Source organism: Paenirhizobium daejeonense (assembly GCF_014280875.1).
GTDB classification, from domain to species: Bacteria; Pseudomonadota; Alphaproteobacteria; order Rhizobiales; family Rhizobiaceae; genus Allorhizobium; species Allorhizobium daejeonense.
The window spans coordinates 137,911-156,897 of the sequence record NZ_JACLAL010000007.1; the positions used below are offsets into that span (position 1 = coordinate 137,911).

At 61.7% G+C, this 18,987-nt stretch carries 16 protein-coding genes; 14 read left to right on the top strand and 2 right to left on the bottom strand.

The features are described from left to right. Positions 1–24 precede the first annotated feature (24 nt). Positions 25–612, top strand: a complete 588-nt coding sequence (locus H4I99_RS18120; protein WP_163897896.1) for a hypothetical protein — start codon at positions 25–27, stop codon at positions 610–612. 114 nt (positions 613–726) lie between these two features. Next, positions 727–1,431 carry a hypothetical protein gene (locus H4I99_RS18125; protein ID WP_163897898.1) on the top strand — a complete coding sequence of 235 codons (705 nt, stop codon included), beginning with the start codon at positions 727–729 and terminating at the stop codon, positions 1,429–1,431. Between the two features lie 19 nt (positions 1,432–1,450). Here H4I99_RS18125 and H4I99_RS18130 read toward each other — a convergent pair whose 3' ends face one another. Beyond that, positions 1,451–2,371 (bottom strand): LysR family transcriptional regulator, encoded by a 921-nt coding sequence (locus H4I99_RS18130; protein WP_163897900.1) that lies wholly within the window; start codon positions 2,369–2,371, stop codon positions 1,451–1,453. A 186-nt stretch (positions 2,372–2,557) separates the two neighbouring features. On the opposite strand from H4I99_RS18130, the gene H4I99_RS24555 reads away from it, so the two are divergent. The 12 genes from H4I99_RS24555 to H4I99_RS18190 all read left to right on the top strand — a co-directional run bounded on the left by H4I99_RS24555 (position 2,558) and on the right by H4I99_RS18190 (position 18,455). Then, positions 2,558–3,475, top strand: a complete 918-nt coding sequence (locus tag H4I99_RS24555; protein WP_163897903.1) for a serine hydrolase — start codon at positions 2,558–2,560, stop codon at positions 3,473–3,475. A gap of 99 nt (positions 3,476–3,574) precedes the next feature. Continuing rightward, positions 3,575–5,200: an ABC transporter substrate-binding protein gene (locus H4I99_RS18140; RefSeq protein WP_163897906.1), complete on the top strand. Its 1,626-nt coding sequence runs from the start codon at positions 3,575–3,577 to the stop codon at positions 5,198–5,200. Between the two features lie 90 nt (positions 5,201–5,290). Further along, positions 5,291–6,223, top strand: coding sequence for an ABC transporter permease (locus tag H4I99_RS18145; RefSeq protein WP_163897908.1), 933 nt, complete (start codon positions 5,291–5,293; stop codon positions 6,221–6,223). Beyond that, complete coding sequence (locus tag H4I99_RS18150) at positions 6,220–7,053, top strand: ABC transporter permease (RefSeq protein ID WP_163897911.1); 834 nt, start codon at positions 6,220–6,222, stop codon at positions 7,051–7,053. Before H4I99_RS18145 ends, H4I99_RS18150 begins: the two co-directional genes overlap by 4 nt. Then, positions 7,050–8,030: an ABC transporter ATP-binding protein gene (locus tag H4I99_RS18155; RefSeq protein WP_163897913.1), complete on the top strand. Its 981-nt coding sequence runs from the start codon at positions 7,050–7,052 to the stop codon at positions 8,028–8,030. Before H4I99_RS18150 ends, H4I99_RS18155 begins: the two co-directional genes overlap by 4 nt. Continuing rightward, positions 8,023–9,039 (top strand): ABC transporter ATP-binding protein, encoded by a 1,017-nt coding sequence (locus H4I99_RS18160; protein WP_244625162.1) that lies wholly within the window; start codon positions 8,023–8,025, stop codon positions 9,037–9,039. Before H4I99_RS18155 ends, H4I99_RS18160 begins: the two co-directional genes overlap by 8 nt. Then, complete coding sequence (locus H4I99_RS18165; protein WP_163897916.1) at positions 9,032–10,567, top strand: L,D-transpeptidase family protein; 1,536 nt, start codon at positions 9,032–9,034, stop codon at positions 10,565–10,567. Before H4I99_RS18160 ends, H4I99_RS18165 begins: the two co-directional genes overlap by 8 nt. 625 nt (positions 10,568–11,192) lie before the next feature. Beyond that, complete coding sequence (locus H4I99_RS18170; protein WP_163897919.1) at positions 11,193–11,975, top strand: SDR family NAD(P)-dependent oxidoreductase; 783 nt, start codon at positions 11,193–11,195, stop codon at positions 11,973–11,975. A gap of 147 nt (positions 11,976–12,122) precedes the next feature. Beyond that, positions 12,123–13,235, top strand: coding sequence for an NADH:flavin oxidoreductase (locus H4I99_RS18175; protein ID WP_163897922.1), 1,113 nt, complete (start codon positions 12,123–12,125; stop codon positions 13,233–13,235). Positions 13,236–13,484: 249 nt separating this feature from the next. Next, positions 13,485–14,093, top strand: a complete 609-nt coding sequence (locus H4I99_RS18180; protein ID WP_163897925.1) for a TetR/AcrR family transcriptional regulator — start codon at positions 13,485–13,487, stop codon at positions 14,091–14,093. Positions 14,094–14,154: 61 nt separating this feature from the next. Then, positions 14,155–15,291: an efflux RND transporter periplasmic adaptor subunit gene (locus tag H4I99_RS18185; protein ID WP_163897928.1), complete on the top strand. Its 1,137-nt coding sequence runs from the start codon at positions 14,155–14,157 to the stop codon at positions 15,289–15,291. Between the two features lie 26 nt (positions 15,292–15,317). Further along, complete coding sequence (locus tag H4I99_RS18190) at positions 15,318–18,455, top strand: efflux RND transporter permease subunit (RefSeq protein ID WP_163897931.1); 3,138 nt, start codon at positions 15,318–15,320, stop codon at positions 18,453–18,455. Between the two features lie 103 nt (positions 18,456–18,558). Here the strand turns inward: H4I99_RS18190 and H4I99_RS18195 are convergent, their stop codons facing one another. Beyond that, positions 18,559–18,927 (bottom strand): ArsR/SmtB family transcription factor, encoded by a 369-nt coding sequence (locus H4I99_RS18195; RefSeq protein ID WP_163897934.1) that lies wholly within the window; start codon positions 18,925–18,927, stop codon positions 18,559–18,561. Positions 18,928–18,987: the final 60 nt, after the last annotated feature.

Genomic DNA, 18,987 nt, shown 5'->3' on the forward strand with positions numbered 1-18,987 from the left:
CGAGGTTTCGTAGGGAGTGGGACAATGGATGCTCTGGCCAGCAGCGCGGAAGGCTTCACCCATGTGCGCGTGATCGTCGGCATGGTTCTCGGCCTCAGCCTCGCGAGGCTGGTGAACGGCCTGACGCGCTTCGTGCAGCATCCGGGCAGCGTGAAAATCTATCCGATCCATCTGGGATGGGCGTTCTTCCTGCTCGTCACCATCATTCATTTCTGGTGGTATGAGTTTCACCTCAGGCTCGTTCCGCAATGGAACTTTCAGGTCTATTTCTTCCTGATCGTCTACACCATGCTCTATGCGGCGCTGACCGCGCTGCTGTTTCCCGACCAGATCACCGATTATCAGGGCTACGAGCACTATTTCGAGGCCCGCAAACGCTGGTTCTACGGCGTCCTTGCGCTGACCTTCATCTTCGATATCGGCGATACGCTGATCAAGGGACAGGACTATTTCGCCTCGCTCGGAACTGAATACATCCTGCGCCAATGCCTGTTCGCGGCCGCCGCCATCACGGCCATGTTCGTGAAGGGGAGACGTTTCCAGCTCGTGTTTCTGGTGGTCGGAGCCATCTACCAGATCAGCTGGATCATCAGGGTGTATGACCTGCTTTAGGGTCAAAACTCAATCAGGATAGGTGTTCAAGCCATGAGGCGTTAACAAAGTTTAATTCGTTGGCTGATGTTATTTGCTCTTTAGCTGAGCGTTTCAGGCATCAGGATTATTAAATTGAATAAAACCCAATTGAACAGACTTATTTGTCGGAAAATTGAGAATATTGAAAGTGTTGAAGATTTTCCCAGCTACGTACGACGCACCAAGACGGTTTGCATTTACGCAAAAGATCGTCTCGGGATTCGATCCAAAGGACTTGTCAGGATCACCGCCTACAGGGATGGCGCCCAAGTTGGATCCGGGGTTTTCTGCGTTGATGCAAGGGGCTCCAAATCCGGCCACCTGACGGCTCATGAAACCCATCTCAAGGACATGGGAATAGCTGCCGAAGAGGCCTTGGATTTTGAAATTTCCGAGGCATCCGCAGCCGATTGCGCTGCGTGGTTATCAGATAACGAAGATCCGGAGCGCAAAGCTTTCGGGAAGATATTGGAAACGTCTCTGGACGCTTCCAGGCAAGCGGCGGAAGCAAGTATTCGAGCTCGACAGAACCTGGATCAAGCGCACCTTAGCGAAGAACGGGCCAAGATCGACAAAGAAAAGAGCTATATATATGCGATAGCGGCTTTTGTCGCGGGCTCACTTCTGGATGTCGGGATGATACAGGAGAAGTTTGCGATCGATATACCCAAATCCGTCATCATAATATCTGCCGCACTGGCTGTCATATTGTTCGTGTTCGCCGCGAAGATTGCAGCCATGTTTCGCAAATTGAACGGGAACAAGGCGGCTCTTGAAAGGCAAAGTGTAGGCGGGTGAACGGCAGCAATCGAAATCGCTATCGCTCCAGAATGCTTTCCAGCAGGCGCGCCCGTTCGCCGCAGACGGCGGTCAGATATTGCACGAGGCTCTCGCCGCTGTTGACCACAGGCCGGTTTGCCGGCCTCAGTGCCGAAACGAGAAAGCGGATCGAGCGGGACAGCCTTCTGAGCACGATGGGTCTGTCTCGATAGGACAGGGCGGTCAGCGGATTGATGATCGCAACGCCGAGCCCGCAAGCAACCATTTCGCAGACGGCGTTTGCCGATTGCGTGCTGATCGACATCTTTCGCGTCACCCCCGCTTCGTCGAACATGCGGTCGATCTGCATGCGGAAGGGGTCATTGTCGCCGAGAGAAATGAAGTCGACATCGTGGAAATCTTCAGGAACGAGAACCTTCTTTTCCGCCAGCGCATGGCCGGCAGGGATCACGCAGACCTGATCGAAACTGCCGACGGTCAGGACATCGGCGCTTTCCGAACCATAGCTTCCCTCGATCAGGCCAATATCGAAGTTGAAGCCGGAAATCGGCGACTGGTCCCGCGGGTCGGAGGTGTCGATGCGCACCGAAACATGCGGGTGACGGGTCATGAGACGCTGTAGCGCCTCGGGCAGCAGGTTCTGGGCGAAGGCGGGCAGGGTGGCGATATAGAGGATTTCGTCATAGGAGCCACGAAGCCCGTGGACGCAGACATTGATGCGATCGAGGCCGATGAAGGAAGCCTGTACCTCGTGATAGAGCTTCAGCGCCCGGGCTGTCGGATGCAGTCGCTGACGCCGGCGTTCGAACAGCAGGAAGCCCACCGTATCCTCGAGACGCCTCAATTCCCGGGTAATCGTCGGCTGCGACGAGGTGAGAGCGGCTGCCGCCGCCGTCACCGTCCCGAACTTCATCGTGGCCCTGAAGACCTCGATCTGCCGCAGATTGAGATCGCCCATGAAATACCCCCGGCCCGTGTCCACGCATCACGACTTCATATCATGAATGAATGAACTTGCAGCGCATTTTTCGTATCGAAGAGCAGCATATCGGACTTAAGCTTCATTCATGTTGATCATGACATCGCCATTGCCGGGACCGGTTTGCACCGCTTTCGGAACGGCGAACAGAATGCGGATTGATACGTGAACGCGGCAGACTTCGACGAACTTCGAAACCGGATCATCGGCCTTGCGGGCGAACGCAGTGCCGGCAGACTGGGGCCGGATGCCATCGGACTGGCACTCGCTGTTCATGACCGGCCGCTGCGCGGAAGCGGTTGCGGGCCTTTGCCGGAGACCGCGCTCTTCGGTTACCGACAGGATGTGCCGGTCTATCCGGCAAGCGTGATGAAGCTCTTCTGTCTCTACGCTTTCACCGCCTTCGAGGCCATGGGGCGCTTTCAGCCTGACGACGAAGACCGGCGCGCCGCCCGCGCCATGATCGAACTGTCGTCCAACGAAGCCACGGCATTTCTCATGGGCCGGCTGACGGGTGCGTTCGACGGTCCCTGCCTGGATGAGGCGGACCTTGCCGACTGGCTTCGCCGGCGTCACGCGGTGCAGGACTGGCTGACAAGTCTCGACCGGCCGGAGTTCCGCGACATCAACGTCCTGCATGCCACCTATGAAGACAGCCCGTATGGCTGTTCCTATCAGGCAAGGTCTCATTCGAAGGGCAACCGCCTCACGGCGCGCGCCTGCGCCGCGCTGATGCATGACATCGTGCGCGGCGCGGCCGATGCCTCCGACTGGATGATGGAGCTGATGGACCGCACGCGGGAGCGGCGGGCCTTCGCCGAAACCGGCATTCCGCCGGAAGGCGATCAGGCGCGGGGCTTTCTCGGGGAGGGAATGCCTGAGACCACGCTTCTGTGGTCGAAGGCGGGCCATACGAGCTGGACGCGCCACGATCTCGTCTATGCCGAGACGGCATCCGGAAAAAGCTTCGTCGCCTGCGTGATGACCGACAGCCACTGGTCGGCCGACGACAGAACGTTTTTCCCCGATGTCGGGCGGCTCATTCACGAAGCCGTCCTGAAGGGAGGCCTAAACCCGTCCTGACACCCAATTTGCCTCGCGCCTCCTGCGGGGCAGGAAAAGAGCATCAAACGAAATGCTCGCAGCCTGAAGATAGAAAATAACCACTAGAGGGATACTGCCATGACATTACTGAAAACATCCGCTGGCTGTTTGCGTTCAGCCCGCCTTCTGCTTGCCGCCACCGCAATCAGCGTTCTGACCCAGTTCTCGCCGGTTATGGCGGAGGCACCGATCCCCGGCGGCACGCTGCATCTGCCGGCCCCCTACAGCTCGGCGCTGAAATCGCTCGACCCGCACATCACCTATGAATCGCAGGACATGGCCGTTTCCAAGGCCTTCCATCGTGCGCTCTACACCTGGGATTCGGCTGAAAACCGGCCGGCGCTCGATCTGGCGACCTCGGTGGAGACCTCTGCGGACGGCAAGACCTTTACCTACAAACTGCGCGACAACGCCTATTTCCATAACGGCCGCAAGATGACGGCGGACGACCTGATCTGGTCCTATACCCGCATCATGGACCCGGCGAAGGGCTATCCGGGTTCGCCGATGATCTCGGAAATCGTCGGCGCGGAAGACTATGCGGCCGGCAAGGCGACCTCGATCTCGGGCCTGAAGAAGATCGACGACTTCACCCTTGAAATCACCTTCAAGAACTACCTCGAGCCGGGCACCCTGCTGTTCGAGGCCGTGACCGCCATCCTGCCGAAGGAAGAAGCCGACAAGCCGGAATTCCTGTCGCATCCCGTCGGTCTCGGCCCGTTCCGCTTCGTCGAGCATGTCGAGGGTTCGCGCGTCGTCGGCGAAAAGTTCGACAAGTATTACAAGCCCGGCCAGCCCTATGCGGACCGCGTGGAATTCACCATTACCGATGAATACAGCGCGCTCGACGTCGCCTTCCGCGCCGGCGAACTGGACGCCACCGTGCTTTCCGGCAGCGCCTATGCCGCCTACAAGGCAGATCCGGAACTATCGAAGGGCCTGATCGAGGTTCCCGAACTCTTTACCCGCCATATGGGCATGAACGTCCAGAAGGCGCCCTTCAACGACGTTCGCGTGCGTCAGGCGATCAACTATGCCGTCGACCGCGACATCATCATCCGCAAGCTCCTGAAGGACAAGGCGTTCAAGGCCACGGGCTGGCTGCCGATGACCTCGGTCGCCTTCGACAAGGACCGCCAGCCCTATGCCTATGATCCGGAAAAGGCCAAGCAGCTCCTGAAGGAAGCCGGCTATGGCGACGGTTTCGAATTCGAGGCGATGGTGACCGATGGCGAAAGCAGCCTCGGCGTTCTGCAGGCGATGATGCCCTTCCTCTCGGCGGTCGGCATCAACGCCAAGCCGAAGGTGGTGGAATCGGGCGTCCTGCTCGATGCGATCAATGCCGGCGAAGCCATGGCATGGTTCCGTTCCAACGGCACGGGTCCCGATCCGGTCGGCGCGCTGCGCTGCTTCGACAGCCGCGTCTCCCGCTCGGCCTGCAACCGCAGCGGCTATGCCGATCCGAAGTTCGACGCCATTATCGATGCCGCCTCGTCCGATCCCGACCCCAAGCGCCGCATCGAGCTGGCCAAGGAAGCAGACGGCTACATCTTCGAACAGGCGCCGGTGTGGTTCCACAACTACAACAAGGCGGTCGTCGCCACGCAGCCCTGGGTACACGGCGTCGACTCCAACGTAACGGAAGCCGCCATCCTCGAAGTCGACCAGATCTGGCTTGATGAGAACGCCCCGGGACGCAAGTAAGTCCATCGGCTCCTGTCAAACCAACCTTTCCGGTTCGGGCGTCGCGTGTCATCCATGCGGCGTCCGGCTCACGGAACAGAGGAACACTTCATGCTGATGGTGATTGCGCGGCGGCTGATGCAGGCGCTTCTGACCGTCGCCGTCGTGGTGACGCTCGTCTTCCTGCTGTTCAGCGTCATACCCGGCAGCTTCGTCACGTCGCTGGTTGGTGAAAAACGCGATATCGATCCCAAGGTCATGGCCCGGATCGAGGAACAGCTTCATCTGAACGATCCCTTGCCCGAGCGCTTCGGCCGGTATGTCGCCGACCTCGCGCGCGGCGATCTCGGAACCTCCTTCTCCACCCGCCGGCCGGTGATCGACATGCTGGAAAGCCGCATCGTCGCGTCCTTCCGTCTGGCCTGCGCCGCCATTCTGTTCGCGGTCGCCATCGGCCTGCCGCTCGGCTTCATCGCGGCTTCAAGGCCGGGAAGCTGGATCGACATGGCTGCGATGATGGGGGCGGTTTCGGGGCTTTCCGTGCCCGGCTTCTGGTTCGGCCTGCTGGCGATGTATTTCTTCTCGCTGCAACTTGGCTGGCTGCCGACCTTCGGCTACGGGCAGGGTGGATTGCAGCATCTCGTGCTGCCGGCGTTGACGCTTGGCATCGGCCCCATGGCGCTTCTCGCCAGAACGACGAGGGCGGCGGTGCTCGAAGTGCGCGGCGCCGATTTCATCCGCACGGCGCGTTCCAAGGGCATGAGCGAGACCCGCATCGTCACCCGGCATCTCGCCCGCAACGCCTTCGTTCTGGTGCTGACGACGATCGGCTTGCAATTCGGCTCCATGCTTGGCGGCTCGGTGGTGATCGAAAGCCTGTTCGCATGGCCGGGTGTCGGGTCGCTGCTCATCCAGTCCGTCTCGCTGCGCGACATTCCCGCGGTGCAGGGCTGCATTCTGGTCATCGTGCTGTTCTTCCTGCTCATCAACACGCTGGTCGATATCGCCTACATGCTGATCGATCCGAGGATCCGCTACCGATGAAACTCCTCCATCTCCTGCGTCCCAATCTCTTCGTCGGCGGGCTGATCCTGATCGTCATGGTCGTCATGGCGCTCTTCGCGCCGCTGATCGCCACCCACGATCCCGTTCTCGACGCCAACCTCATCTATGCCGAGGAGCCGCCGGGCCTGTCGTTCCTGATGGGGACGGATGAACAGGGCCGCGACATCTTCAGCCGCGTGGTCTATGGCGCGCGCATCTCGCTTACCATCGGGCTGGTGGTGCAGCTCATGAACACCTGTATCGGCGTGGCGCTCGGTCTTTCGGCCGGCTATTTCGGCGGCTGGTGGGATGAATTCGTCCAGGGCCTCACCAACCTGATGCTCTCCATCCCGACGGTGGTCTTCGCGCTGGCGCTGATGGCCGTACTCGGACCGGGGGTCACGAGCCTCTTGATCGCGCTCGGCATGACCGACTGGGCCTATAGCTGTCGCATCAGCCGCGCACAGGTGCTGTCACAGAAATCGCGCAGCTATGTGCAGGCGGCGCAGACCATGGGCTACGGACGCCTTCACATCATGTTCCGCGAGCTTCTGCCGAATATCGCAGGTCCGCTGGTGGTGATCGCCACCATGGGCATCGGCTCGGCGATCATGGCGGAGGCATCTCTCTCCTTCCTCGGACTGGGCGTCGTGCCGCCCGCGCCGAGCTGGGGCTCCATGCTTTCCCATGCGCGCGAACAGCTGATGGTCTCGCCCTGGATCGCCATATTCCCCGGACTGGCGCTCTTCCTCACGGTTCTCGGGTTCAATTTGCTGGGCGACGGTCTGCGCGACCTCATCGATCCGCAGGGGAAGGCACGGCGGGCATGAGCGAGGATCTTATTCTCAATATCGAGGACCTGCGGATCTCGCTCTCCGCCAATGGCGAGGATTTCCCGGCGGTCGAAGGGCTCAACCTGTCGATTGGCCGCGGTGAAGTCGTCGGCCTCGTCGGTGAGTCCGGCTGCGGCAAGAGCCTCACGGCCCTTTCCGTCGCGGGGCTTCTGGGCGGCCCGTTACGGGTGACCGGCGGCCACATCCGCTTCGACGGCGGCGATATCGCCCAGCTGCCCAACCGCAACATGCGGATGCTGCGCGGCAACCGCATCGCCATGATCTTCCAGGAGCCGATGACGGCGCTCAATCCGCTGATGACCATCGGCGACCAGATCGGCGAGATGTTCGTTCTTCACCGGGGTATGAGCCAGCGGGCGGCACGCAAGCGCGCCATCGAATGTCTGGAACAGGTGCAGGTGCCGGCTGCCAGCCGGCGGGTAAACGACTATCCGCATCAGCTTTCCGGCGGCATGCGCCAGCGCGTGATGATCGCCATCGCACTCGCCTGCGATCCGGATCTTCTGATTGCCGACGAGGCGACGACGGCGCTCGATGTCACCATTCAGGCCGAGATTATCGAACTGATCCTCGATCTCTGCCGCGCCCGAGGCACGGCAGTGCTGATGATCTCTCACGATCTCGGGCTTGTCGCCCGTGTCTGCCATCGGGTGGCGGTGATGTATGCCGGCCATCTGGTGGAGGAACAGCCGGCGGAAAAGATCTTCTCCGATCCGCAGCATCCCTACACGCGAGGGCTGGTGGCATCGCTGCCGCGGCTTGGCCGGCGTCTCGTCGCCGGTCAGGCGAAGCTTGCCGAAATACCCGGCGTAGTTCCACCCATCGTCGAATACGGAAAGGGCTGCCGCTTCGCTCCGCGTTGTGCCGAAGTCATGCCGCAATGCCTGACGGCCGCGCCGGAAACGACGCCGCTTTCCTCGGGCGGCCGCAAGAGGTGCTATCTCAATGGCTGACATCACCATGGAAAATCCCGGAACCTTGCGTCCCGATATCCTCGGCATCGAGGATCTCAGGGTTCACTACCCCGTCCGTCAGGGCTTCGGTTTCCGGCGCGGCCTGCTCAAGGCCGTCGATGGCGTGAACCTCGACCTGAAGGCCGGTGAATGTCTCGGCCTCGTGGGTGAATCCGGCTGCGGAAAATCGACGCTCGCGCAATCCATCCTTGGCCTCGTCTCGACAAGCGGCGGGCGGATCGTGCTCGACGGACGGGACGTGAGCGGAGCAATCAGCCAGTCCGACCGACTGGAGCGCGCCCGCATCGTGCAGATGGTGTTTCAGGACCCGTTCGCCTCGCTGAACCCCCGGCATACCGTCGGCCAGAGCCTGGGCGGACCGCTGAAGCTGCACGGCATGGGCAATGCCAGCGAGCGGGAAGACCGCGTCGCGGAGATGCTGCGCAAGGTCGGGCTTAGACCCGACGCGGCCAAGCGCTATCCGCACGAATTCTCCGGCGGCCAGCGGCAGCGTATCTGCATCGCGCGCGCCCTGATCGTCGAGCCGAAGCTGGTCGTCTGCGACGAGCCGGTATCGGCGCTCGACGTCTCCATCCGGGCGCAGATCATCAACCTGCTTCTGGAGCTTAAGAACGAACTCGGCGTGGCACTGCTGATGATCTCGCACGATCTCGGCGTCGTGGAGCACATGTGCGATCGCATCGCCGTCATGTATCTCGGCCGGATCGTGGAGCAGGGACGCTGGGACGAGATCTTTACCGCGCCGGCCCATCCTTACACCCGCTCGCTGATCGCCTCGATCCCCGATCCGATGAACCCTGCTTCCGGCAGCATCCGCCTGCAGGGCGAGATACCCTCGGCGCTCGATCCGCCGCCGGGTTGCGCCTTCAACCCGCGCTGCAGCCAGGCGATTGCCGCCTGCCGGACCGGCACGGTTCCTGAATTCTCAGCTTTGTCACCGACGCATCACGCGCGTTGCCATCTCTTGCAAGGTCTCCGACATGAATGACATCTCCGCCTCCCATCTCGTCCAGCCGGTCATCAAAGTGCGCGCCGGACAGGATCCGGACCAGCCCCACCGGGGCACGCTCACCATCGGCAACTGGACGATCCCCTGCGCCGTCGGCCGCTCGGGCCTGCGCGATCCGGCGTTGAAGCGCGAAGGCGACGGCGCAACCCCGATCGGCACATTTCCGCTGCGTTACGGCTTTTACGATCCCGAAGCGCTGGGCGACGAACCGCGTTCCTTTGCCTTCCCCTTCCTTGAAAAACCGGCCAACTATAACTGGGTCGAGGATCCCGAAAGCCCGTTCTACAACCAGTTCGTGCTCGACATGTCGCCGGAAGCACAGACACGGACGGGCGAGCGGCTGTTCGATCTCTTCATCCCGGTCGGCTGGAACGACTCCACCCCGCGGGCAGCCGGCGGCAGCGCCATCTTTATGCATGCGGCGCGGCCGGATTTCAGCGGCACGCAGGGCTGCGTCGCCATTGCCCATGACCAGTTGCTGGAATTCGCCAGCCGGCTTCAGCCCGGCATGATGATCGACATCGCCCCAGCGGACGCTCCCGAACAGGTGACCCCGCCGGTGCAGACGGAAACGATGGAATGCGTGTCGTTCCGTGCCCTCCAGCCAGGGCCGAGCCTGATCGTCACCGGCTCCGTGCATGGCAACGAGACCTGCGGCCCGACCGCCATTGCCCGCGTCATCGCCGAGTTCCGCTGCGGTCGGCTCAGGCTAGCGCGCGGCAGCGTCACCTTCGTGCCGGTGGTCAACGCGCTTGCTTACCGGTGGAACCGTCGCGAGGGTGACCGCAACCTCAACCGCGACCTTGGCGAAAAGCCGGTGCCGGTGGACAATGAGGACCGCATCGCAAACGTGCTCTGCCCGCTGTTGCGCGAACATGACGTGCTGATCGACCTGCATTCCTTCAGTTCGCCGGGCGTTCCCTTCGCCCTGATCGGACCGGCTGACAATAACGGCACGCTGGAACCCTTTGCCAAAGCCGCCCAGGAGGAAGCGCTCGTCAAGGCGCTCGGACTGCCGATGGTGGTGCATGGCTGGATGGACGCCTTCAAACAGGCGGCAACCGTCCGCGCCGAACGCGGCTTCCCGGAGATTTCCCTGACCCATAGCGTCGGCACCACGGAATACATGCGTTTCGCCGGCGGCTATGGCGTTACCGTCGAATGCGGAACCCATACGGACCCGCAAGGAACTGCAGTCGGCTACCGCACGATCCTCAACGGCCTCGCCCATCTCGGCCTCGTGGTCGCCGATCCGATCCTGCCGAAAGATGCGCCGCAGGTCTGGGAAATCTCGGAAGCCCTGATGGCGGATGCGGCCGAAGACCGCCTGTCACGCCGCTTCGCCGCCGGAGAGGCCGTGCGGGAAGGAGAGGTAATCGGCCAGCGCGCCAGCGGCCAGCCGATCCGCGCGCCCTATGACGGCGCCATCATCTTCGCTAGCCTCACCGCCGAACCGGGCACCGAACTCTGCTTCTTCTGCCGGCCAAGCGATCGGCTGGGGGATTGATTCTCGACCCAGCCGGCATTGCCGCAAGCATAACGAGATAAGACGGCGGTACCGGAAACCCTGTATCTTCTGATCGAGCTCGGTTCCGGCAAGAGGCGCAGGCGCAAGTGCGGCTATCGTTGTAGCTTTGCCTGTTCGCGGCGCACAAAGGCTACAATTTGGGCATCGAAAAATGTAAGGAATGCATCAATTGCATGGCTGCACTGCGATAGAGCGCCTTCCTCGAAATCGGGAATGCTGTATAAATCAATCCATCGAAGCAATGCACCTCCTCCCGCAGAGCTTCGTGTTTCAGGCGACCCACTCCTCCTCCCAGGGAAGCCTGAGGGAACAACGACACTCCTCCTCCCAGTCGTTGTTCGGTTTTTCAGGAAAAGCCTGCCGCACCTCCTCCCGCGGCAGGCTTTTTCGTTTGTGCCTCGCCGAAACGCGATCACAACATTTTGACCTTGGCATCGCCGCAACTGTCGTCACTTGACGATGGCGGGAGAGATCGGCTCACCCAACGCTACCCGGCAAAAAAATCCAGCGATCCACCATTGACAGATTACATGATGATCATCATGTTTACGCTTTATCATGATGATTGTCATCATTAAGGCTATCCAACGGAAAGAGCAACGCAATGTTCGACAAGAACGCAGTCCTCATCACCGGCGCCTCGACGGGCATCGGCGCGGTTTACGCAGAACGCTTCGCCCGGCGCGGCCATGACCTCGTGCTGGTAGCGCGCAACATCGAAAAGCTAGAGGAAAACGCAGCCCGCCTGCGGGAAGAAACCGGCGTCTCAGTCGATCTCTTGCCAGCGGACCTGACCGACGAAAGCCAGTTGGCTGTGGTCGAGGCGCGGCTTCGCAATGATGCTTCGATCCTCATTCTGGTCAACAACGCCGGCGGCAATGTCGGCGGCACCTTCCTCACCCAGAGCGCCGAAGACCTGACGGATCTTGTGAGGCTCAACGCTACAAGCGTCCTGCGCCTCAGCCACGCGGTCGCGCCGCGCTTTGCCGAGAGGGGCGAGGGGGCGATCATCAACGTCAGTTCGGTTCTCGCCCTTGCGCCGGAATGGGGTTCCCCGGTCTACTCGGCGACCAAGGCCTTCGTCCTGACGCTGTCGCAGGCGCTGCAGACCGATCTCGGGCCGAAGGGCGTCTATGTCCAGGCGGTTCTTCCGGCAGCGACCCGAACCGACATCTGGAAATTCGTCGATGAAACGAGGCTTCCGCCGATGATGGAAGCCGCCGATCTGGTCGATGCGGCGCTCGCCGGTTTCGACCGTCGCGAGGAAGTGACCATCCCGCCGCTGCATGACGAGGCACGGTTCATGGCCTTCGAATCCGCGCGCATCTCCGTGGTGCAGGGCATAGGAAACACCACCCCCGCCGAGCGCTACCGGACATCCGCCTGACGGCATTCGCGATAGAGCCCGCACGCTTCGTCATCGACCACGCAAACGCTCCCACGGGTTGAAAAGTGCATCCCGGGGAACGAAGTGCAGGGTTGTACCGTCACCGACGTCAACGCCTGAGCCCATTCCGGCATAGAAAGAAAGATCATGTCGACCCAGATCCTGTTTCAACCCTTCTCCCTGAAGTCCCTATCCTTGAAGAACCGCATCGTCATGGCCCCGATGACCCGCGCCATGGCCAAGGACGGCATTCCCGGCGCGGCACAAGCCGAGTATTACCGCCGCCGCGCCGCCGGCGGCGTCGGACTGATCCTGACCGAAGGCACGGTGATCGACCGTCCCGCCTCGCGCAACGATCCCGGAATCCCGTTCTTCCATGGCGAGGCAGCTCTTGCCGGATGGGACGCGGTGGCGAAATCCGTGCATGCCGCTGGCGGCAAGATCGGCCCGCAGATCTGGCATACCGGCTCGACACGCTCCAGCCGAAGCCAGACGCAGCAGGAGGATCTGGTCGAAAGCCCCTCGGGTCTCGTTGGCCCCGATGATCCACGGGGCAAGGCGATGACCGAGGAGGATATCGCCGATACCGTCGCGGCCTTCGCCAGTGCCGCCGCCGACGCCAGGCGTCTCGGCTTCGACATCGTCGAGCTGCACGGCGCCCATGGCTATCTGATCGACCAGTTCTTCTGGGAAGGCAGCAACAAGCGCAAGGATGCCTATGGTGGTGCGACCATCGCCGAACGCTCTCGCTTTGCGGCGGAAGCCGTGCGCGCGGTCCGGGCTGCCGTCGGCGCCGATTTCCCGCTGTCACTGCGCGTCAGCCAGTGGAAGCAGCAGGACTATGCCGCCCGCAACGCGAGCACGCCGGATGAAATGACGGCATGGCTCCTGCCGCTGGTCGAAGCCGGCGTGGATATCCTGCATTGCTCGCAGCGCCGTTTCTGGACGCCGGAATTCCCGGAGATCGACGGTGACGCCGGCCTGAACTTCGCCGGCTGGGCCAAGAAGCTCACGGGCGCCGCCACGATCAGCGTCGGCTCGGTCGGTCTGTCCTCGGATTTCTTCGGCGCATTCGGCGGGCAGGGGTCCGAAAGCGCCTCGTTCGACAACCTGATCGAACGGATGGAACGCCAGGAATTCGATCTCATCGCCGTCGGTCGTCCGCTGATTTCGGATGCCGAGTGGACCGCCAAGGTCTCCAGCGGAAAGCTTGAAGAACTGGGCGGCTTCAACGCCGCCGATCTGGCAGTGCTGGCCTGACCCCAAAAGGCTGCCAGGGAGGCATTCTCGCCGGGCAGCTTCCAGCCAATACGAAGCGGAACTCCACACTGTGGGGAGCCGTAGTCAGGTGCCGACAGGCGATCCGATACGGCAAATGCAGAGGCGGCGTTTTCGATGCCGCCTCTTTTGTGACCACTGTTGTTCTAGATGTCGAATTGACGAGAGACCTATTATGAGTTACGGATGACGAAATTCGAATTTCGTCATCCGTAACTCATAAGGCAGATCATGAACCACATGCCGGAAATCGACGTGGAAGAAGCCCGCCGCGATACCGCCACCCGCATTCTCGATGCGGCCGAGCGTACATTCAGGCACTATGGCTACAGCAAGACGACGGTGGCCGACATTGCCGGGGAACTCGGCATGTCCACGGCTAACATCTATCGCTTCTTCGGTTCCAAGGTGGAAATTCACCAGGCCCTGTGCGCCCGCATGCTGGCGACCTGTTACAAGCAGGCATATGATACCCGCCACAGTCTTGACAGCGCGGAGATGCGGTTGCGTCGCTATGTCGAGGAGCAGCATCGCTGGACGGTCGAGACCATGCTCGACGAGCACAAGGTGCATGAAATGATCATCGTCGCCATCGAGCGCGACTGGCAGGTGATCGAACGCCACATCGACAGCATTCAGGATCTCGTCGCCGAGATTATCAAGGAAGGCATCGCGACAGGCGAATTTGCCGAACAGGACCCGATTGCAGCCGCAAGATGCTTTGGCGCGGCCACGGTCAGCCTCTGTCATCCGCAGATGGTGGCCCAATGCATGGCCAAGGAAAACCGGGCAACCGCGTCTGAACTGGTCGACTTCGCCATTCGCGCATTGAAAAGATAAGGTGGACGCCGGTCGTCTGCTTCCGTTGAACAGTATTTCTATGGTTATTGAGGATGCGAACATGACTTCGCTGAAGGGTTTTCTTTTTTCTAAATTCCCTGCTCTGGCGCTTGTTTTCGCCCTGGCGCTCGGTGTGTCCGGGTGCAGCGAGGGAGAACAGGCAGAGACAAAGGAAACGATCCGCCCCGTCAAGGTCGCCCATATCTCCACGACATCGCACGAACAGGCCTCCCTCTATTCCGGCACCGTCAAGGCCCGCGTCGAAACGAGCCTCGGCTTCCGGGTTGCGGGCAAGATCATCGAGCGCCGGGTAAATGTCGGTGACCGCGTCAGGCCGGGCGATATCCTCGCAAGGATCGATCCGACCGACTACCAGTTGAGCGTCAGAACCGCCGAGGCCAGTCTCGCCGCGGCTGAAACTGCGGTCGCGACCGCTGATCTCGCCAACAAGCGTGCGCAGCAGCTCTTCGACAAGAGCGTAACCGCCAAGTCCCAGGTGGAGCAGGCACGCCTCAATTACGATCAGGCGGTCTCCACGCGTGATGCCGCGATTTCGACGCTCGATCAGGCGAGGAACCAGGTTTCCTATACCGAGCTCAAGTCCGACCGGGAAGGGATCGTCACCGCGATCAGCTCCGACACCGGCGCCGTCGTTGCCGCGGGCACGCCGGTCGCAACCGTTGCCCTCGACAACGAAAAGGAAGTGCAGATCGCGGTTCCGGAAGGCGACATCGCGAATTTCCGCCCCGGCAAGGCGGTGAAGGCCAGCTTCTGGTCGGATGATACGCTCGCCATCGACGGCAAGGTGCGGGAAGTTTCCGGCAGCGCCGACACGCAATCGCGCACCTTTTCCGTCAGGATCAGCCTGCCCGACAACGCCCGGGTTCTTCTCGGCATGACCGCGACCATCGAGGCCGCAAGGGAAAACACCAAGGGCTATCTGGCTGTCCCGCTTTCGGCCCTTGCCGAAAGGAACGGACAGAAGATCGTCTGGGTGGTCGACCCACAGACCTCCACGGTCAGTGCGCGCGAAATCCGCGTCGCGGAATTCACCGCCGATGGCGTCAACGTGTCGAGCGGTGTGAAACCTGATGATCTGGTGGTCGCGGCCGGCACGCAGTTCATGCGTGAGGACCTCAAGGTGAAATTGCCCCAGGAAGAATCCGCTCTTCTGCGCCCCTCGGACGCCGTTCGCTGAACCGGCCGGTTGGAAGGAATATCGTCATGACGAAATCGAGCGAAGAAAAGCGCCCCTTCAACCTGTCGCGATGGGCCATCGGCCACCCCAGCATCGCGCGCTTCCTGTTCGGCCTGATCCTGATCACCGGCGTTCTCGGCCTCACGCGCATGGGACAGAAGGAAGATCCTGATTTCACCTTCCGCGTCATGGTCGTGCAGGCCGTGTGGCCCGGCTCCTCCATTCAGGAAATGCAGGACCAGGTCGTCAACAAGATCGAACGCAAGCTGCAGGAAACGCCGCATCTGGATTGGGTGAAGTCCTATACCCGCGCCGGCAGCGCGATTATCACCCTGCAGGTAAAGGGCGATACCAACGCCGCCGACGTGGCGGACGCCTTCTATCAGGTGCGCAAGAAGGTCGGCGACATCTCCAGCGAGCTTCCCGAGGGACTGCTCGGCCCCTATTTCAATGATGAATTCGGGGATACCTACATCACCCTGCATTCGATCAGCGGCGAAGGCTTTACCTTCCCGGAACTGAAGAAGATCGCGATCCAGGCGCGCGATATGCTGCTCACCACGCCCGGCGTGGAGAAAGCCGTTATCCTCGGCGACCAGCCGGAAAAGATCTTCATCGACGTTTCGTCGAAGGCGCTTGCCGAGCGCGGGCTGACGCTCCTCGACCTGCAGAATGCCATCAAGGGCCAGAACAACGTCGATGCCGCTGGCACCGTCGATACCGGGGTACGCTCGGTCAGGATTTCTGTCGAAGGCGACGTGAAGCGGGCCGAGGATATCCGTGAACTGCGCCTCAACGCCGGCGGACAGATCACCCGTCTCGGAGACATCGCCACCGTTACGGCCGGGCTTGAAGACCCCTACCAGCGCAAGTTCCGCTTCAACGGCGCCGACAGCGTGCAGGTCGGCGTGGTCATGGCCAAGGGCTTCAAGGTGACCGATGTGGGCGATGCCGTGGAAGCGACCTACCATCGCTTCGAGGAAAGCCTGCCCTATGGCGTTTCTGTCCAGCAGATCTCCAACCAGCCGGAAGTCGTGACGGAAGCCGTCGGCGAATTCATGAAGGCGCTGGTCGAAGCGCTGGTGATCGTGCTCGTGGTCTCGTTCCTCTCCATCGGCTGGCGCTCGGGCCTCGTCATCGCGATCACCATTCCGCTGGTTCTCGCGGCCACCTTCGCCATCATGTACGAACTCGGCATCGATCTTCAGCGCATTTCGCTCGGCGCACTGATCATCGCGCTCGGCCTGCTGGTCGACGATGCGATGATCGTCGTCGAGCTGATGGAACGGAAGCTCGAGGAAGGGCTGGTCAAGATCGAGGCGGCGAGCTTCGCCTATTCATCGACCGCATTTCCCATGCTGACGGGAACGCTCATCACCACCGCCGGCTTCATTCCCGTCGGCTTCGCGGCTTCGACCGCCGGTGAATATGTGCGCTCGCTGTTTTACGTCGTCGGCATCGCGCTCGTCACATCCTGGTTCGTCGCGGTCTATTTCACGCCGTGGCTCGGCCACATGATCCTGAAGCAGCGCGCCCATGCCGGCGAACATCACGACGTGTTCGACACGCGCTTCTATCGCGGACTGCGTTCGACGGTCGGCTGGGCCGTTCATCACCGCATCATCGTGCTCGCCATGACGCTCGTGACCTTCGTCACCAGCCTGTGGGCCTTCCAGTTCATCCCGCAGAACTTCTTCCCGCAATCGTCGCGTCCCGAAATCCTTGTCGATCTCTGGCTTCCCGAGGGAACCAGCATCAAGGAAGTCGAAACGCAGGCGCGCGCGCTGGAAGGCAAGATCATGGACGATCCGGACAAGAAGTTCGTCGCCACCTATATCGGTGAAGGCGCGCCGCGCTTCTTCCTGCCGCTCGACCAGCAGCTTCGCAATCCGAACTTCGCCCAGATGCTCGTCATGGCCAATGACGAACCGGCCCGCGAAAGACTGATCGTCAAGCTGCGCGGCATTCTGGCGGATGATTTCCCCTCCATCCGCGGCAAGGTCGACCGGCTGTTCCTTGGGCCCCCGACCGGATGGCCCGTGCAGCTGCGCGTCATGGGGCAGGATCGCCAGGAGGTGCGCCGCATCGCCGACGAGGTGAAGGCAAGGTTCGATGCCGATCCGCGGCTGAGCGCCGTGCATGACGACTGGCTGGAACCCGTGGCCGCGATGAAACTCGTCATCGATCAGGATCGCGCCCGTGCGCTTGGCGTAACCTCCCAGCGCATCCGGCAGATGCTGCAGGCGGCAATGAGCGGCGTTCCGCTCGACGATTTCCGCGATGGCGAGGAAACCGTGTCGATCGTGCTGCGTGAGCAGGATGACACACGCTCGCTGCTTTCTGCGGTGAACTCCGTCTACGTGCCGACGGATTTCGGCGGCTTCGTGCCGGTTTCCCAGCTGGCGCGGATCGAGCCGGTGCTGGAACAGGGCATCGAGTGGCGGCGCAACCGCCTGCCGACGATCACGGTGAGGGCCACCTTGCCCGACAACGTGCAGCCGAACGACGTGGTCATGAAAATGTATGCCGACATGAAGGATCTGCGCGACAGCCTGCCCGCCGGCTACAGCATCGAAATCCAGGGCGGCGCCGAGGACGCAGCCGAGAGCCAGGCCTCGATCGCCGCCAAGGCGCCGGTCATGCTGCTTGTCATCGTCGTGCTGCTGATGGCCCAGCTCCAGCATTTCGGCAAGGCCATGCTGGTGCTGGCAACGGGGCCGCTCGGCATCATCGGTGCGGCGGCGGCGCTGCTGATCAGCGGCGCACCGTTCGGCTTCGTCGCCATCCTCGGCGTCATCGCGCTGCTCGGCATCATCATCCGCAACTCGATCATCCTCATCGACCAGATCGATCAGGACATCAAGGCGGGCATGGCGCGGCAGGAAGCAATCATCGGCGCGGCCGTGAGACGTTTCCGCCCGATCATGCTGACGGCGCTGACCGCAGTTCTCGCGCTGATCCCGATTTCCCGCGGGGTCTTCTGGGGACCGCTCGCCTATGCAATGATGGGCGGCATTCTCGTGGCGACCGTGCTGACCATTCTCGTGCTGCCGGCGGCCTACGCCCTGTTCTTCGGACGGGAGCCCAAGGCGCATACCGATACCCCCGACAGCATCGTGGAAGAGGAAACCATGCGCCACCCGACCGCCATGGCCGCCGAGTAAGCGGACGAACGGACAAGATCGTAGCCGGCGGGATGCATTTCAGGCATCTCGCCGGCTTTCTCGTCTTGTATTGAAAACTCAGGAGAAACGACGGCAGGCCGTCTCACGCGCCCGACAGGCGGCGCGGGCTTGCCTCCGGGGAGGAGGAGGCTTTCAGTATGGCGTCCAGCAATCCGGGAAACCGATGGTCGAGATCGTCGCGCCGCAGGCTCAGCACCCGGCCTCGGCCCCTGGGTTCGTTGCGAATCACGCCCGCCTCGCGCAGCACCTTCATCAGGTGCGATTTCGTCGATTTCGGCAGGGATGGATCGTTCAGATGGCAATGGGCCATTTCCAGCGGCCCCTCGGTCAACTGCAGCACGATCTCCAGCCGCGCCGGGTCGCTCAGCGCAAACAGCACCTGTGCCAGCACGAGTTCCTCGCGCGCGGGATGATGCAGTTCAAGGGGCGAAGAGACGGTCTGATCGTTCATCGTTCAACCATAATGGAACACATTTTGCCATCATAGCCCGGATTGCCGGAAAGCGTCCGG

What these genes read in the sequence shown, in the direction of transcription:
- H4I99_RS18120 (WP_163897896.1), top strand. Translation starts at nt 25, where the DNA reads ATGGATGCTCTGGCCAGCAGCGCGGAAGGCTTCACCCATGTGCGCGTG.
- H4I99_RS18130 (WP_163897900.1), bottom strand. Translation starts at nt 2,371, where the DNA reads ATGGGCGATCTCAATCTGCGGCAGATCGAGGTCTTCAGGGCCACGATG.
- H4I99_RS18140 (WP_163897906.1), top strand. Translation starts at nt 3,575, where the DNA reads ATGACATTACTGAAAACATCCGCTGGCTGTTTGCGTTCAGCCCGCCTT.
- H4I99_RS18145 (WP_163897908.1), top strand. Translation starts at nt 5,291, where the DNA reads ATGCTGATGGTGATTGCGCGGCGGCTGATGCAGGCGCTTCTGACCGTC.
- H4I99_RS18150 (WP_163897911.1), top strand. Translation starts at nt 6,220, where the DNA reads ATGAAACTCCTCCATCTCCTGCGTCCCAATCTCTTCGTCGGCGGGCTG.
- H4I99_RS18155 (WP_163897913.1), top strand. Translation starts at nt 7,050, where the DNA reads ATGAGCGAGGATCTTATTCTCAATATCGAGGACCTGCGGATCTCGCTC.
- H4I99_RS18160 (WP_244625162.1), top strand. Translation starts at nt 8,023, where the DNA reads ATGGCTGACATCACCATGGAAAATCCCGGAACCTTGCGTCCCGATATC.
- H4I99_RS18165 (WP_163897916.1), top strand. Translation starts at nt 9,032, where the DNA reads ATGAATGACATCTCCGCCTCCCATCTCGTCCAGCCGGTCATCAAAGTG.
- H4I99_RS18170 (WP_163897919.1), top strand. Translation starts at nt 11,193, where the DNA reads ATGTTCGACAAGAACGCAGTCCTCATCACCGGCGCCTCGACGGGCATC.
- H4I99_RS18175 (WP_163897922.1), top strand. Translation starts at nt 12,123, where the DNA reads ATGTCGACCCAGATCCTGTTTCAACCCTTCTCCCTGAAGTCCCTATCC.
- H4I99_RS18180 (WP_163897925.1), top strand. Translation starts at nt 13,485, where the DNA reads ATGAACCACATGCCGGAAATCGACGTGGAAGAAGCCCGCCGCGATACC.
- H4I99_RS18185 (WP_163897928.1), top strand. Translation starts at nt 14,155, where the DNA reads ATGACTTCGCTGAAGGGTTTTCTTTTTTCTAAATTCCCTGCTCTGGCG.
- H4I99_RS18190 (WP_163897931.1), top strand. Translation starts at nt 15,318, where the DNA reads ATGACGAAATCGAGCGAAGAAAAGCGCCCCTTCAACCTGTCGCGATGG.
- H4I99_RS18195 (WP_163897934.1), bottom strand. Translation starts at nt 18,927, where the DNA reads ATGAACGATCAGACCGTCTCTTCGCCCCTTGAACTGCATCATCCCGCG.